General features: G+C 71.3%; 10 protein-coding genes. 4 read left to right on the top strand and 6 right to left on the bottom strand.

Going from position 1 to position 15,523, the window contains the following annotated elements:
• Nucleotides 1-14: 14 nt before the first annotated feature.
• From JNUCC0626_RS28650 to ychF, 3 genes are all read right to left on the bottom strand, one after another.
• Nucleotides 15-2,717: an AfsR/SARP family transcriptional regulator gene (locus JNUCC0626_RS28650; RefSeq protein WP_394613851.1), complete on the bottom strand. Its 2,703-nt coding sequence runs from the start codon at nucleotides 2,715-2,717 to the stop codon at nucleotides 15-17.
• A 10-nt stretch (nucleotides 2,718-2,727) separates the two neighbouring features.
• Complete coding sequence (locus JNUCC0626_RS28655; protein ID WP_394613852.1) at nucleotides 2,728-5,841, bottom strand: AfsR/SARP family transcriptional regulator; 3,114 nt, start codon at nucleotides 5,839-5,841, stop codon at nucleotides 2,728-2,730.
• Between the two features lie 128 nt (nucleotides 5,842-5,969).
• Nucleotides 5,970-7,049 (bottom strand): redox-regulated ATPase YchF, encoded by a 1,080-nt coding sequence (gene ychF / locus JNUCC0626_RS28660; RefSeq protein WP_394613853.1) that lies wholly within the window; start codon nucleotides 7,047-7,049, stop codon nucleotides 5,970-5,972.
• A gap of 80 nt (nucleotides 7,050-7,129) precedes the next feature.
• Between ychF and JNUCC0626_RS28665 the strand changes: the two genes are divergently transcribed.
• Together JNUCC0626_RS28665 and JNUCC0626_RS28670 are read left to right on the top strand one after the other, a co-directional pair.
• On the top strand, nucleotides 7,130-8,419 hold the full coding sequence (locus JNUCC0626_RS28665; protein WP_394613854.1) for a bifunctional transcriptional activator/DNA repair enzyme AdaA: 1,290 nt from the start codon (nucleotides 7,130-7,132) through the stop codon (nucleotides 8,417-8,419).
• Nucleotides 8,416-8,913, top strand: a complete 498-nt coding sequence (locus JNUCC0626_RS28670) for a methylated-DNA--[protein]-cysteine S-methyltransferase (RefSeq protein ID WP_394613855.1) — start codon at nucleotides 8,416-8,418, stop codon at nucleotides 8,911-8,913. The genes JNUCC0626_RS28665 and JNUCC0626_RS28670 overlap by 4 nt, the downstream gene beginning before the upstream one ends.
• Here JNUCC0626_RS28670 and JNUCC0626_RS28675 read toward each other — a convergent pair.
• From JNUCC0626_RS28675 to JNUCC0626_RS28685, 3 genes are all read right to left on the bottom strand, one after another.
• A complete protein-coding gene (locus JNUCC0626_RS28675; protein ID WP_394613856.1) occupies nucleotides 8,910-9,464 on the bottom strand; it encodes a hypothetical protein in 555 nt (184 codons plus the stop codon). The genes JNUCC0626_RS28670 and JNUCC0626_RS28675 overlap by 4 nt on opposite strands.
• Nucleotides 9,465-9,636: 172 nt before the next feature.
• Nucleotides 9,637-12,519 (bottom strand): AAA family ATPase, encoded by a 2,883-nt coding sequence (locus JNUCC0626_RS28680; RefSeq protein ID WP_394613857.1) that lies wholly within the window; start codon nucleotides 12,517-12,519, stop codon nucleotides 9,637-9,639.
• On the bottom strand, nucleotides 12,516-13,655 hold the full coding sequence (locus tag JNUCC0626_RS28685) for an exonuclease SbcCD subunit D (RefSeq protein ID WP_394613858.1): 1,140 nt from the start codon (nucleotides 13,653-13,655) through the stop codon (nucleotides 12,516-12,518). Before JNUCC0626_RS28685 ends, JNUCC0626_RS28680 begins: the two co-directional genes overlap by 4 nt.
• Nucleotides 13,656-13,754: 99 nt before the next feature.
• Here JNUCC0626_RS28685 and JNUCC0626_RS28690 point away from each other — a divergent pair, with 99 nt between their 5' ends.
• Nucleotides 13,755-14,666: a DNA recombination protein RmuC gene (locus JNUCC0626_RS28690; RefSeq protein WP_394613859.1), complete on the top strand. Its 912-nt coding sequence runs from the start codon at nucleotides 13,755-13,757 to the stop codon at nucleotides 14,664-14,666.
• 89 nt (nucleotides 14,667-14,755) lie between these two features.
• Nucleotides 14,756-15,496: a DUF6542 domain-containing protein gene (locus JNUCC0626_RS28695; RefSeq protein WP_394613860.1), complete on the top strand. Its 741-nt coding sequence runs from the start codon at nucleotides 14,756-14,758 to the stop codon at nucleotides 15,494-15,496.
• Nucleotides 15,497-15,523 lie beyond the last annotated feature (27 nt).

Consider the following 15,523-nt stretch of genomic DNA (forward strand, 5'->3'; position numbering starts at 1 on the left):
GAGTCTATTGCCGGTCAGGCCTCGGGCAGCGTCGCGAGCAGGTCCCGGACCTCGGCCACGTCCGACCGTTCGAGCCGCTCGTAGAGGGCGAGCGCCTCGACGAGCGATTCCCTGGCCGTCGCGGGGTCTCCCGCCCTGATGCCGAACTTCGCCAGGTGGACGAGCGCGTGGGCGGCGTCGAGGTGGGCGTTCATCCTGCGCAGCACGTCGAGGCCGGCGCGGTAGTGCGCGGTGGCCTCCGCGTACCGGCCGAGGTCCGCGTAGACGTCCGCGAGCGTCTCGAGGTTGTTCGGCATGGGATTGGCCGTGTCCGCGTCGGAGATCGCGGCGAATCTCGCCTGCGCCTCCAGGCAGAGTTCCAGCGCGCGGTTCAACCGGCCGACCCGGTGGTGTGCCCGGCCGTACGCACCGACGAAGCACGCCTGCTGGTATTCGGTCAGCTCGGCGATCCTCGGGTAGATCGGGCCCAGCACTCGCAGCATGCGCTCGTGCTGTCCGGTCACCTCGTAGATGTGGGCGAGGCCACGCGAGACGTCCGCCTGCCCGTTGGCGTTGCCCATCTCCTGCTCGCACCGCAGGGCGGCGAGGAGGTGGTCCTCGGCTTCGGGGTAGTTCTCCTTCGAGATGTTGATCGCGCCGAGCGCGCGGTGCATGCGTTGCCTGCCGAACACGTCGTCGCGCCGGCGCGCGGCCTCCAGCCCGAGCAGTTCCGCGGCCTCGAGGTCCGCCAGCTGCCCCTCGCGCAGCAGCAACAGGTGCAGCGTGTAGGCGAGCCGCCAGACGAGGTCGTCCGCACCCGCGGTCACCATGTCGCGCAACACTCCCAGCAACACCCGGTGCTCGGAGAGGATCCAGAGCCGCGCCGACGGCACGTCCGCCGGCTCCAGGACCACGGCGTCCGGGGACGGGGGCGCGAGCGGCGTCCACTTCGCGTGGGGCTCGGCGCACAGGTTCGCGGCCAGGGCGCTGTGCGCGTAGTGGTCGAACATGCGGTTCTGCGCTTCGGCCCGTTCTTCTCGGGCGAGCTCGCCGAACCGTGCGGAGGCGTAGTCGCGCAGCAGGTCGTGCAGGGTGAACCGGCCGGTGGCGGTCCTCGTGACGAGGCTGCCCGCGACCAGTTCGTCGAGCACGCGCCGGGCCCGGGCGGGCGGCACCGCGGTGAGGCTCGCGGCGGCCTCCACCGTGAACTCGGGCCCGGGGTGGGCGCCCAGTGCCACGAACGTCCTGGCCGCGCCGTCGCTCACGCACCGCAGCGACCAGGAGAAGACCGCGCCGACACCCGTCTCGGGGTCGTCGATGTCGAGCGCGCGGAGCCGTTCCCCTTCGAGCTCGTCGGCAAGCGTCGTGAGGGAGTCGCCGTAGGAGGCGCGGGCAGCCACGATGCCGAGCGCCAACGGCAACCCGGCGCACCGCTGCACCAGCCGGGCCACCGCGGCGGGCTCGGCCGCGACCCGAGCCGCACCGATCCGCTCGGTCAGCAGGTCGGTCGCCGCCTGCTCGTCCATCACGTCGAGCGCGACGGGGTGCGCGCCCTCGCGGACGACGAGGCCGCTCAACCGGCTGCGGCTGGTGATCACCACCAGGCTCCCGCCGCCACCGGGCAACAACGGACGCACCTGCTCCACGTTCCGCGCGTTGTCGAGCAGCACCAGCACCCGCCGGTCGGCCAGCGTCGAACGGCAGGCATCGAGCACCGCGTCGTCGGACCTGGGCAGGTCCTGCACGCCCAGCGCCACGAGAAAGTTGCGAGCGGCCGCGACCGGGTCGAGCGGTTCCGCGCGCAGGTCGAACCCGCGCAGGTTCACGTACAACTGGCCGTCGGGGAACCGATCGGCCAGCTGATGCGCCCACCGCACGGCCAGCACCGTCTTCCCGACCCCGCCGATGCCGTTGATCGCGGAGATCAGCACGGGTTCGCCCGGCCGCGCCCGGAGCGTCTCGGTCAGCCGTGCCAACTCGTCCTGGCGGCCGACGAAGTGCGGGTGCACCGGTGGCAGCTGCCGCGGCACCTTGACGGACACGTCGCCGGCGAGCACCTGCGCGTGCGCCTGCCGCAACCGCGGACCGGGATCGACGCCGAGCTCGTTGGCCAGCAGCGTGCGGATCTCCTGGTAGGCCGCGAGCGCCTCCGCCTGCCGGCCGGCCCCGTGCAGCGCGAGCACCAACTGAGCCCAGAACGTCTCGCGCAACGGGTGTTCCCGCACCAGCGACCGCAGCTCCGGCACCAGCACGTCCGCGGCCCTGGCCAGATCGGCGTCGATCCGCCGTTCCAGCGCGACGACCTGCTCCTCGACGAGCCGCTGTACTTCCTCGCCGTGCAACGAATCAGACCTGACGTTCGCCAGCACCGGCCCACGCCACAACTTCAGCGCCGCACCGTGCTCCCCCTGCGCGACGAGCTCCCGGAACCGGGTGAGATCGAGCTGGTCCGGCCCGACCTCGGCCCGATAGCCCTGCGCCGACGTCCGAACGCAGTTGGCCGCGCCCAACGACCGCCGCAACCGCAGCACCACCGTCTGCAGCGTCTTGTGCGCACGCTCCGGGTCGGGCGGATCGCCGTCCCACACCCGCTCGACCAGCTCGTCGACCGACACGAACTCGTTGGGACGCAACAGGAGCGCGGCTAGCAGCACCTGACCGCGACCGGCCGGAACAGCGACCGGCACGCCGTCGAGGAGCACCTCCAACGGCCCCAGCACGCGGAACTCGACGATCACGCCGACGAGTCTATGGGTGTGCGCGGACGCCGCACTCTCGATAGACGGCAGCGGCCAGTGCCTCCGCTTCCGCGGAGCCGGCCACGTCCCCCGTGGCGAGGCGTGCCGCGGCGAGCGCCTTGAGCGACTCCGACTCCTCGTACCGCTGGTGCAGGCGCTGGTGCACGGCCACCGCCTCCTCCGCGCTGCGCACCGCCTCGCCGGGTTCGCCCAGTGAGAGGTGCAGCCACGCCCGTTCCCTGCTCGTCTTGCCCGTGTTCAGGCCGAGCTCGCCGCCGAGTATCTCGGTCATCTCGTCCAGGTGGTGCGCCGCCTGCTCGTGCTCACCGAGCCGGCAGTGCGCACGCGCGGCCGCGAGATGCGCCTCGCCCCGCATGTGCGGCTCGCCCTGCTGGTCGGCGACCTCGACCAGCAGCCTGGCCACGGCCGCCGCGTCCTCGTGTTCGCCCAGGCGGTCGAACAGGTCGGCCATCAGCAGCCAGGCGTCGCCGTGTTCCTCGAGGCTGGCTCTCGTCTGCAGCGCTTCGAGCACGTCGAGCGCACTGTCGAACGCCTCGTCGACCTGCCCGAGGACCATCTTCGCGCGGGCGAAGGCGATGGCGCCGATCATGATCGGCTGGGGGTTCCCGAGCGTGGTCAGCAGTGCGTTGTAGGCCTCGTGGTGCGCGATCGCGTCCGCGAACCTGCCGAGCACGTCGTAGAGGCTGGTCAGCATGGCGTGGACGTGGATCCGCACCGCTGACGAACTGGCCAGCTCCAGCGCTCTGAGCAACGAGCGCTCCGCGCCCAGGAGGTCGGGCGCGTAGTACAGGGCCGTGGCGATGTTGGACAGGCTGACCGCCTGCCCCTCCAGATCACCCATCTGCTCGTGGATCGCCAACGCCCGCTCGTGGTGGTGGAGCGAGGCCGTCACGTCGCCCTCGTCGTGCCGGACCACGGCCGCCATGAGCTTGTGCGCGGTCGCCTGGGCCTTCAACCGGCCGGTCCGGAGGCTCAGTTCGAGCGCCACGGTCGTGAGTTCCCGCACGCGGTCGAAGTTGCCGCGGTACACGTGGTAGACCGCGTGGGAGAGGTTCGCGTCGGCGATCAGGTCGTCCTCACCGGACGCCTGGGCCGACTGGTCCCGGATCTCGCACAACACCGACCACCGCGTGAGGTCACCGAGTTCGTAGCAGTACGCGCTGAGCACGGCGCCGATCTCGTTGGCGGGCCAGTGTTCGCCGCGGTCGGCCGCGAGCACGACCGCCGACAACAAGTTCTGGTACTCGCTCGCCATCCACGCGAACGCCTCGTCCGGCGTCTTCAGCACGACGTCGGGCAACTGGGTCGTGGTGGTGTTGAGGGGAAACCGGCGCTGGTCGGGGAACAGCAGCTCACCGACGTCGTCGGTCATGCGGCGGTAGAAGTCGTAGAGCCTGGTGACGGCCTCGCCGACCTCGTCCCGGGCGCACTTCTCGTTGGCGTACACGCGCAACAGGTCGTGCAGGGCGAAACGGTCGCCGCGTTGTTCCACGAGGTGCACGGAGACGAGCTGGTCCAGGTGCGGTCGCGCGTCGGGCAGGCCGGCGATCACGGCGGCTTCGTGCGCGGTGAAGTCGGCGCCGGGCAGCAGACCGAGGCGGCGCAGCACCAACCGGGCCTGCTCGGGCAGTGCGGCGTAGCTCTCGTCGAACACGACGCCGACCGCGGCCGCCGGATCGCCGGGCACCGCCAGCTCGCCGAGCCGGTCGGCGCCGAGTCGCGCGACCTTGCTCGTGATGGTCATGTCGTCCTGGGCGCGCAGGTCCGCCGCCGCGATGCGCAACGCCAGCGGCAACCCGCCGCACAGCCGCACGAGCGCGGCCGCGGCGTCCTTCTCCCGATGCACTCTCGCGGCGCCGAGCACCCGTTCCAGCAACCGCGTGCCGCCGTCATCGGTCAGCGTCGGCAGCCGCACGAGGTCGGCGTCGTTGAGCGTCAGCCCGCGCAGGTCACCCCGGCTCGTGACGATCGTCAGAGCCCCCGCCGACGCGGGCAGCAGCGGCCGCACCTGCTCGGCGTTGGCCGCGTTGTCCAGCAGCAGCACCAACTTCCGGTCCGCGACGAGCGACCGGTACAGCGCCACCTGCTCGTCCAGTCCGCCAGGGACGGTGTCGACGCCGAGCCCCTTGAGCACCAGCACGAGCGCTTCCTGCGGTGCCATCGCGCGCACCTGATCCTGGCCGCGCAGGTTGACGAAGATCTGCCCGTCCCCGAACCGCCCGGCGATCCGGTGTGCCCAGTGGACGGCGAGGGAGGTCTTGCCGACACCACCGGTGCCGGAGATGACGATGATCCGGGCCTCGCTCGCGGCCAGCCGTTCGACGTCCCGCTCCCGCCCGACGAACGTGGCGAGGTCCGGCGGCAGCTGCCTCGGCGTGACGCGCCGTTCCCTGGGAGCCGCGACCTCGCCGCGCAGGATCTGGTCGTGCAGCGCGCTCAGTTCGGGTGCCGGATCGATCCCCAGCTCGTCCGCGAGCATCTCGCTGACCTGCCGGTAGGCCGCCAGTGCCCCCGCCTGCCGCCCGGACCTGTACAGCGCCAGCATGAGCTGGTGCCAGAACCGGTCGCGCAGGGGGTGCTCGCGCGTGAGTTCCTGCAACTCCGGCACCAGTTCCACCGACCGCCCGGCCGCCAGATCGGCCTCGATCCGCTTCTCGACCGCCGCGAGCAGTTCCTCCACCAGCAACGGCACCTCGTCGCGGTGCAACGACTCCGAGGCGACGTCGGCGAGCACCGGCCCCCGCCACAGCGCGAGCGCCGCAGCGAACTCCTCCCGCTCGACGAGCCGGCGGAACCTGCCGAGGTCGAGCTGGTCGGGCTCGATCCTGGCCAGGTACCCGCCCCGCTCGGTGTGCAGGCAGTTCGCCGCACCCAACGCCTGCCGCAGCCTGGTGACCACCATCTGCAACGTCTTGTGCGCCCGGTCCAGATCAGGCGGCTCCCCGTCCCAGATCCGCTCGACCAGCTCGTCCACGGACACGAACCGGTTGGCGCGCAACAGAAGTGTGGCGAGCAGTACCCGCCCCCGCCCCGCCGGAACCGCCACGGGCTCCCCGTCGAGCACGACCTCCAACGGCCCCAGCAGCCGGTACTCAACCCTCACAGGCCGAAGTCTAGGGGCGGTCCGCCGCGGGGGCCGGAAGCGCCGCGATCGACTCCCTGACCGCCGCCGGAGACGAGAACGGGCCCTGCGCCGAAACCGGCCCAGAGCCCGCCTGAACTGCGAATCCGCTAGACGTTGAAGCGGAACTCGACCACGTCGCCGTCGGACATGACGTAGTCCTTGCCCTCCATGCGGACCTTGCCCGCCGCCTTCGCGTCGGCCTTGGAGCCCGAGGCCACCAGGTCGTCAAACGACACGACCTCGGCCTTGATGAAGCCCCGCTCGAAGTCCGTGTGGATCACGCCGGCGGCCTGCGGAGCGGTGGCGCCCTGCGGGATCGTCCAGGCGCGCGACTCCTTCGGGCCCGCGGTGAGGTACGTCTGCAGGCCGAGGGTGTGGAAGCCGGCGCGGGCCAGGGCGTGCAGGCCCGGCTCGCTCTGGCCGATCGACTCCAGCAGCTCCAGGGCCTCGGACTCGTCGAGCTCGATCAGCTCGGACTCGACCTTGGCGTCGAGGAACACGGCGTCGGCCGGGGCGACCAGCTCGCGCAGCTCCTTCACGCGGGCCTCGTCGCTGAGAATGCCCTCGTCGGCGTTGAAGACGTAGAGGAACGGCTTGGTGGTGAGCAGGCTGAGCTCGCGGAGGAGTTCACCGTCTACTTCGGACTGCGCCGAGAAGAGGGTGCGGCCGGAGTCGAGGATCTCCTTGGCCTTCTTGGCGTTCTCGAGGGCGGCGCGGCGGTCCTTCTGCATCCGCGCCTCCTTCTCGATGCGCGGGATGGCCTTCTCGAGGGTCTGCAGGTCGGCGAGGATCAGCTCGGTGTTGATCGTCTCGATGTCGCTCGACGGGTCGACGCGGCCGTCGACGTGCACGACGTCCGGGTCGTCGAAGACGCGGATGACCTGGCAGATCGCGTTCGCTTCGCGGATGTTCGCGAGGAACTTGTTGCCGAGGCCCTCACCCTCCGACGCGCCCTTGACGATGCCCGCGATGTCGACGAACGACACCACGGCGGGCACCTCGCGCTCGGAGCCGAAGATCTCGGCGAGCTTGGTGAGGCGCGCGTCCGGCAGCGGCACGACGCCCACGTTCGGCTCGATGGTCGCGAACGGGTAGTTCGCGGCGAGCACGTCGTTGCGCGTGAGCGCGTTGAAGAGGGTGGACTTGCCAACGTTGGGCAGGCCGACGATACCGAGGGTCAAACTCACGGTGAGCGAGTCTACGGCAGCCGACGGTCGTGTCCGATTCCCGCGAGCCAACGCCCGTTCTCGCTGGCAGGATCGTTGGCATGGTCATTGACGAAGAACACGCGTACCGGGTGTGCTCCGCACGTGACGCCCGTTTCGACGGGTGCTTCATCCACGCGGTCCAGACGACCGGCATCTACTGCAGGCCGTCGTGCCCCGCGGTGACCCCGAAGCGCCGCAACAGCCGTTTCTTCCTGACGGCGGCCGCCGCCCAGTCGGCGGGCTTCCGCGCCTGCCGCCGCTGCCTGCCCGACGCCGTCCCCGGCTCCCCGGAGTGGAACCTCCGCGCCGACCTCGCGGGCAGGGCGATGCGCCTGATCAGCGACGGCATCGTGGAACGCGACGGCGTGACGGGCCTGGCGTCGAAGCTCGGCTACTCCGAGCGCCACCTGACCCGCGTCCTCACCGCCGAACTGGGCGCGGGCCCGCTGGCCCTGGCCCGCGCGCACCGGGCCCACGCGGCCCGGCTGCTGATCGAGACGACGGAACTCCCGTTCGCCGACATCGCCTTCGCCGCGGGCTTCGCCTCGGTGCGCCAGTTCAACGACACCATCCGCCTCGTCTTCGCCTCCACCCCGTCCGACATGCGGGGCCGGGGCAAGGCCCCGATCGGCACGCCGGGCCGCATAGTCCTGCGCCTGCCGTACCGCCCGCCGTTCGACGCGGAGGGCCTCCTGCTCCACTTCCGCGCCCACGCGCTCCCCGGCGTGGAGGAGATCACCACCGACTCCTACGCCAGAACGCTGGCCCTCCCCCACGGCGAGGCGACGGTCCGCCTGACGTTCCCGACGGACCACGTCCTCTGCTCCCTGCGCCTCGCCGACATGAGGGACCTCGGCGCGGCCGTGGCCCGAGTCCGCCGCCTCCTGGACCTGGACGCCGACCCGGTGGCCGTCGACACGTTCCTGGGCACCGACCCGACGATCGGCCCGCTGGTCAGGGCCACCCCGGGCATCCGCGTGCCGGGCAGCGTCGACGGCGCCGAAACCCTCCTGCGCCTGGTGGCGCCGTTCGCCGGCGTCCCGCTCCAGATCCCGGACGGCAACCTCACGCACCTCTACACAGCGGCCGACCACCCCCTGACCGAGGCCCTGGCCACCGGCAGACTCGCCGTGGACGTGGGCAGAACGCTCGAAGACCTGACCGAAGAACTGACCACCGCCGCAGGCCCCGAGGTGGCAAACGAGGTGGCGATGCGAGTCCTGGGCGCCCCGGACGTCCCGGCACTCCCCACCTCCGCCCGGCACCTGGCCGCCGAGGCCCAGAACTGGCGCCCGTGGCGCTCCTACGCGGCAGCACACCTGACGAGGAAGGCAGCAACATCATCATGACCGTCGCCCACACGTCCACAGTGGACACCCCAGCGGGCCCGTTCACCGCGATCGTCGCCTCCGACGGCGCGGTCCTGGCCAGCGGCTGGACCGCGGACCTGGCCCTGCTGACCCCGCAGATCCACGCCACCCTCATGCCCACCGAGATCACCGAACGACCGGACCTCGGCGACGTCACCAAAGCGGCGATCGCCTACCACGAGGGCGATCTGACGGCGATCGACTCCATCCCGGTCCGCCAGAAGTCGGGCCCGTTCCTCCAACACGCCTGGGACGTCCTGCGCACGGTGAAGGCAGGCGAGCCGGTCACCTACTCCGAGTACGCGGAACTCTCCGGCCGCCCGGCCGCGATCCGCGCGGCGGCCTCGGCCTGCGCCCGCAACTCGGCGGCCCTCTACGTCCCGTGCCACCGGGTGATCCGCCTGGGCGGCAACCTGGGCGGCTTCCGCTGGGGCCTCGACGTGAAGCGCTGGCTCCTGGCCCACGAGGGCTAACCGACGAGGTTGATCTCCGGCGGCCCGCTGATGGTCACCAGGTCCGCGCCGCACCGCGCGCACGGCCTGGTGATCGGCCACACGAGGTTCGTCTGCACGGACTGCTCACCGCCGTACCAGTCGTCCACGCCCGCGTCACGGCACGTGTGGCAGCCGACGCGGTAGTAGAACCGGACCCACGGACCGGCCCCCAGCTCACCGGTCTGCGCCGCCGGACGCTCGTGGTCGGTGAACGGCGACCACCAGAAGGACAACCGGCACCGCAACGTCCGGGTGGCACCGTCACCGGCCGAATCGAAGCCGGTGACGCGGATGGGCGCCGGGTGATCGCCCGGCCGGATCTCGGTCTGCCCGGCCTGCTCGTCCTGCCACTCAAGCGCAGACCGGGACGAGTGGCACACGCCGTGCTCCGCACCGTGCCGCAGGCTGACGGTCCGGCCCGCCCGGCGGCACACGAAGCAGTCGTGCGAGTACTCCACCTTGTTCGACCACCCGAAGTGGGCGGCCTTGGTGACCGTGACGCGCGCGGTGATTTCCACGTGGGACAGCACCGGCCGAGGTTAGGCCCTGTCCTGCAAGTCCGCCGGGCGACAGTGGCGGCCGAGGGACCCGGAGGCGGCACCGCCACGACGCCCGAATACCTCCGGTATGAGGGCATCGCGGCGGCACCGCCTCCGGCTCGCTCACCCGCGCCTGCCACCGGACAGACCTGCAGGACAGGGCCTAACCGAGCGAGACCTCCAACGTGGACCCGGAACGCGCCTTGCGCACCCTCAACCGGGTGGGAATGCGCTGCCGCAGTTCCTCCACGTGGGACACGAGCCCGACGACCCGCCCGCCGGCGCGCAGTTCGTCCAGGGTGTTCATGACGATGTCGAGCGTGTCCGAGTCGAGGGTGCCGAAGCCCTCGTCGATGAACAGGGTGTCGAGCAGCGCGCCACCCGTCTCGTTGGCGACGACGTCGGCCAGCCCCAGCGCGAGCGACAACGACGCGAGGAACGACTCCCCACCGGACAACGTCTTCGCCGGGCGCGCACGGCCCGAGTAGTCGTCCAGCACGTCCAGGCTCAACCCGACCTTGCGGGTTCCCTTGGAGCTGGCGGAATCGGAGTGCACGAAGCCGTACCGCCCCTGGCTCATCCGGTGCAGCCGGGCGGAGGCCGCGACCGCGACCTCCTCCAGCCGGGCCGCGAGCACGTACGACCGCAGCGTCATCCTCTTGGCGTTCTGGCCGGAACCGTTGATCACGTCACTCAGCCCGACGAGCTCCGCGTAGGCAGACTCCAGCGGTTCCAGCGACTTCCACTCGGCGCGCAACCGCGCGGCCAGCTGACCGACCCGGTCGAACGCCTCGCGGGCGCGGACCCTGGCCGTCGCGGCGGAGGACGCGGCGGCCCGCGCCGACGACCACACGGCGGTCACCTCGCCCAGGTCCACCTCGGCGTCCAGGTCGACCCCGGCCAGCTCCTCCAGCGTCGCGAGCGCGGAGGCCCGAGCGCGTTCCCACGAGGCGATCCACTCGTCCAGCGCCTGGAGCTTCTCGGGCGATCGGGCCGCGGCCCTGGCGGCGTCCACGTCCGCGAAACCCGCCTCGGTGGCGAGGGTGGTGACCAGCGTTCGCTGCTCGTCGACCCGCGCGGCGGCGGCGTCGCGGGCGGAGCGGCGATCGGCCAGTTCCACCAGCGCCTTCGCCAGGCGCAGCAGGTGGTCGCGCCGCGTCAGCACGTCCTCGTGCTCGCCGCGGGCCTTGTCCAGGCGGGCGCCCCGGTCGTCGACCACGACCACCAGCGAGGCGTGTTCGGTGCGCAGGCTCACCAGGTCCTGCTCCACCTGGGCCTTCTCCGCGCCCAGTTCGCGCGTCTTGGCCTCCAGGCCGACGAACTCGGTCTGCCGCTGCGCACGGGTGCGGGCCAGGTCCAGCGCCGCGCGGTACTCGGCGACGGCGACGGCCGGTTCGTCGGAACCGAGGGCTTCCCAGCAGGCCTGGATGCGCAGCTCGGCGCCGTGGGCGGCCCGCTCGGCCTCGGTGCGGCGGTCCAGCGCCACCTGCTCCTCGGCCGCCGCGTCGTCCTCGTCGGTCGCTCCCACGCCACCCAGCATCGGCTGCGCGGGTGCCGGGTGGGAGGACGAACCGCAGACGGCACAAGGCTTGCCGCGCTTGAGAGCCGCCGCCAGTTCGATCGCCATGTTCTCCAGGCGCTGGTGGCGGACCTGCTGGAGGACGTCCTTGGCCTTCTGGTGGACGTCGATCGCCTCGTGCACGGCCTTCTTGGTGCGTGCCAACGCCTCCGTGGCGTCGGGGAGGGCCAGGGCGGCGTCGGCCCTGGACTTCAGCGCCTCCAGGCGGGCGGAGGCCTCGGCGGCCGCGTCGAGCTGGAGGCGGCACCGGGCCACGCGTTCCGGGAGCACGTCCAGTTCGGCGTTCAGCGCCAGCAGGCGGCGTTCCACCTTGTGCGAGTTGTCCTTCAGCACCGAGAGCCTGCGCCGGTCGGACTGCTGGCGCTCGGCCTCGGCGGCCAGTTCGCCCAGGCCGCCCGCCTCCTCGCGGAAGCGCTCGGCGTCCTCCCGCAACGACGACCCCGCGTACCCCAGGCCCGCCAACGCCTCCGCCGCCCTGGCCTCGTCCCGCACGGCGAACTTGTAGGTCTCCTGCAGTTTCGCGATCTCGCCGAACGCGGGGCCCACCGGGCTCGCGCGGCGGGCGGCGTCGCGCTCGGCGAACCACGACGCGGAATCCGCGGCCTCCACGCGAGCCAGCATGTCCCGGGCTTCCCGGGCCCGCCGGAGCTGTTCGGCCTGCACCCTGGACTGGGCCAGCAACGCCTCCGCTCCGTCGGCCACGCCCGCGGTCTCCTCCGACAACGCGTCGGCCGCGGCCACGGCGGACGAGAGCCGCTCCAGCGCGGAGTCCAGCCAGCCCGGCTCGGACGACGGCTCCTCACCGGCGGCCTCGGCCACGCGCTGCACCAGTTCCGCGGCGACCTGGCGGCGGTCCTCCAGCGCCCGGCCGGCGGCGACCCTCTTGTCGCGGAACCACTTCTCCACGTCCAGGAACCGCCCGGTGCCGAAGAGCTTCTCGAGCAGCACCTCGCGCTCGGCGGTGTCGGCGCGGAGGAACCTGGCGAACTCTCCCTGCGGCAGCAGCACGACCTGGAAGAACTGGTCGTGCGACATGCCGAGCAGGCTGTCGACCGCCTGCGCCACGTCGTCGATGCGGGTGAGGCCTTCCCCGTCCCAGCCCTCGAGCCACGTCAGCGAGCACTTCGCGGGCTGGGTCGTGAAACCGCCGGAACCACGCTTCTTCGGCCGGTCGAACTCGGGTGAGCGGACGATCCTGAACCGCCGCCCCTGGACCGTGAGTTCGAGCGACACCTCCGTCGGCTTCTGCGGATCGGCGTAGTCGCAGCGGAGCTTCTTCACGTCCCCGCGGGCACCGGGAACCTTGTTGAACAACGCGAACGCCACGGCGTCGAGCAACGTCGTCTTGCCCGCGCCCGTGTCGCCGTGCAGCAGGAACAGCCCGTCCGCGCCCAGTTCGTCGAAGTCGACGACCTCGGTCCCCGCGTACGGCCCGAACGCGGTCAGCTCAAGGCGATGAAGTCTCACTGCCTCTTCTCCCTCGCCACCGACGCGAACGCCTCGCGCAACAACGCCTTCTCGGCCTCGGAAGGCTCGGAGCCGCGCGTGTCCGACACGAAGCAGCACGCCACTTCCTCGTCGGAACGGCCGCGCACCCGTTCCGCATAGGTCATGTCGTGCTGCAGCCCCTGCTCCGGCCGCCACTCCACGTGCACCGCGTGTTCGAAGCGCTTCTGCAACTGCCGCAACGCGTCCATCGGGCGCACCTGGTCCGTCAGCACCACCGACAGGAAGTGGTCCTCCAACGGCGTGTGCGCCGGATCTTCCAGCACCTCGGCCAAAGTGCCGGACACCACCGCCAACTGACGCGGCACCGGCAGATCACGCCGTTCCACGCCGACGAGCCCACCGGCGTCCAGTTCCACCAGCCACACCGACTTGCGGTGCCGCGCCTCGGAGAACGAGTACGCCAGCGGCGACCCCGAGTAGCGCAGGTTCTCCGCCAGCGTCTGCGGCCCGTGCAGATGCCCCAGGGCCACGTAGTCGACGCCCGCGAACACCTGCATCGACACGTCCTGCACACCACCCACCGCGATGGTGCGCTCGGACTCCGAAGGCGCCCCTCCGGTCACGAAAGCGTGCGCCAGCACCACCGAACGCGACTCGCGCGATGCCAGGTCGGCGCGAATCCGCCGCATCGCCTCACCGAGCACGGGCGCGTGCCCCTTGTCCGCCACCCCGAGCACGTGCCGCGCCGGTTCGGGTTCGAGGAACGGGATCCCGTACACCGCCACCGGACCGTGCTCGTCCTCCAGCTCGACGGGCTTGTCCAGCAACGAGATCTGGGTGCGCAGGTGCAGCCCGCCCGCCGCGGCGAACTCCCCGAACACCCCGATCCGCGCCGCCGAGTCGTGGTTGCCCGGGGTGATCACGATCCGCGCGCCCGCGGCACGGATCCGCATGAGCACCCGAGCGCACAACGCCACCGCGTCCGCCGACGGCACCGCGCGGTCGTACAGGTCGCCCGAGATGACCACGACGTCGACCTTTTCGGAAGACACCAGGTCAGCGAGGCCGCTCAGCACCGACTCCTGCTCCACGAGCAGGTCGCGGCCGTGGAACGTCCGTCCCACGTGCCAGTCGGAGGTGTGCAGGAGTCGCATGGGACCAACCGTAGAGACGGGGTCTGACAAATCTCCGGGAGGGTTCCCGGCGTGTCACCCGATCGAGTTCAACATCTCTGGGGGAGCATCATCGGTGCCGTGACCGCAGTGATCATCACCGCCCTGATCGTCCTGGCGCTCGTCAGTGCCGGGGCGCTGCTGTTCGTCTGGCGCCTGTACCAGGACAGCGTCCGGCGCACCGACGAAGCGTTGGCAGCCATCAGCACGGAACGCGCGCGCTACGACTCCCAGCAGCTGGCTTTGCAACGCTACGAAGTGGCGTTCTCCAGTGTTTCGGGACGCGGCGAACTCGGCGAACAAGTGCTCGTCGAAACGGCGCGCGCACTCGGTCTGAGGGAGAACATCCACTACACGCTCCAGACGGACGTGGCAGGCGGCGGCTCGGTCCGGCCGGACATGGTGCTGAACGTGGGCGGCGGCCGCGCGGTCCCGGTCGACTCGAAGATGTCCATGGCCACCTGGGCCGAGGCCGTCGAGACCGACGATCCGCAGGAACGCCAGGACGCACTTCGCGTGCACGTGCGCAACATCCGTTCGCGTGCCGCCGAACTGGCCGGCAAGGGCTACCAGCGCTGGGCCGACGCCATCTACGGCACGATCATGTTCGTTCCCAACGACGGCGCGGTCGTCGCGGCCCTCGACACCGATCCCGAACTGCTGCGCTGGCTGCTCGACCGGCGCGTCTTCCTGTGCGGCCCGACGGGGTTCGCGGTGATCGCGTCGAGCGCGATGTTCGCGGTCACCGAACGCGCGCTGGCCGACGACGTCGAGCAGGTCAGGCTGTCCGCCGGGCGCGCGAACCGGGCCGCCGACAGCGCTATTGAGGCCGTCAACCTCTCCACTACGCACCTGCAGCGGTTCCTGAGTGCACGCCGCCGCGAACTGGAGGCGTTGGAGGGTTTCCGGGCGAGTGTGGAGCCGTTGACGGACGCTTCAGCCACGCCCACGCCCCTTCCTCTCGTCCGAAGGGCTGACGAACAGTCCGCTTAAAACGCACGCACTGTGTCCGCAGGTTGCTTCTGGGTGAGAAACGAACGGACTGACGAACACCGAATGGCCGAACGGCTACCGTGTGCGTCGTGAGTGAGTTGCGCGAGCGTTCAACGGCCTTCGATGACGACGTCGAAGACTACGAAGAAGTGCCGTGGAACTACCGGGCCATCTTCGGCGAGTTCAAGGGCATCCCCTGGTGGGCGGCCATCCTGGCCGCCCTGATCCCGGCGTTCATCGGCGCGTTCATCGACATCAACTCCAGCAAGACCGTCGGCTGGACGTTCAACGTCGTGTTCTTCGCCGGCGCGCTGGCCGCGATCCTGCTGGTGCAGCGCCGCAGCCTCTTCGGGCCGATGGTGCAGCCGCCGCTGATCCTCGCCGCGACCGTGCCCGCCCTCGTGCTGCTCACCGGCGGCGTCTCGAAGGGCGGCCTGTCCGCCATGGCGCTCGGCCTGGGCAAGCCGTTGATCGACAGCTTCCCGGTCATGGCCGTCACCACGATCGTCACGGTCGGCCTCGGCATCCTGCGGATCTTCCTGCAGAAGGACCCGAACCGCCCCACCAAGGACGAGGTCCGCGAGGCCAAGGCGGAGATCAAGGAACGCTCCAAGCCGGTTCGCCGCCCGCGTGAGGACGCCGACGAGGACGTCTCGCGTGAGGAACGCCCGCGCCGCCCCCGCCCGGAACGCGCCGAACGGTCCGACGACGACCGCCCGCGCCGCCCGCGTCCCGAGGGCGCGCCCGCCCGCCGTCCCCGCCCGGACGGTGCCCGCGGCGAACGCCCGGCAGGCCAGCGCAGGCCCCGCCCGCCCCGCGACGACCGCTAGCGCCTGGCCAGCCGTTGTTCGCGGCCA

It is taken from the genome of Lentzea sp. JNUCC 0626 (genome assembly GCF_043632865.1).
Classification (GTDB): Bacteria; Actinomycetota; Actinomycetes; order Mycobacteriales; family Pseudonocardiaceae; genus Lentzea.

Coding starts and splice junctions, on each gene's coding strand:
- JNUCC0626_RS28670 (WP_394613855.1), top strand. CDS start 8,416: ATGACCGTCGCCCACACGTCCACAGTGGACACCCCAGCGGGCCCGTTC.
- JNUCC0626_RS28665 (WP_394613854.1), top strand. CDS start 7,130: ATGGTCATTGACGAAGAACACGCGTACCGGGTGTGCTCCGCACGTGAC.
- JNUCC0626_RS28685 (WP_394613858.1), bottom strand. CDS start 13,655: ATGCGACTCCTGCACACCTCCGACTGGCACGTGGGACGGACGTTCCAC.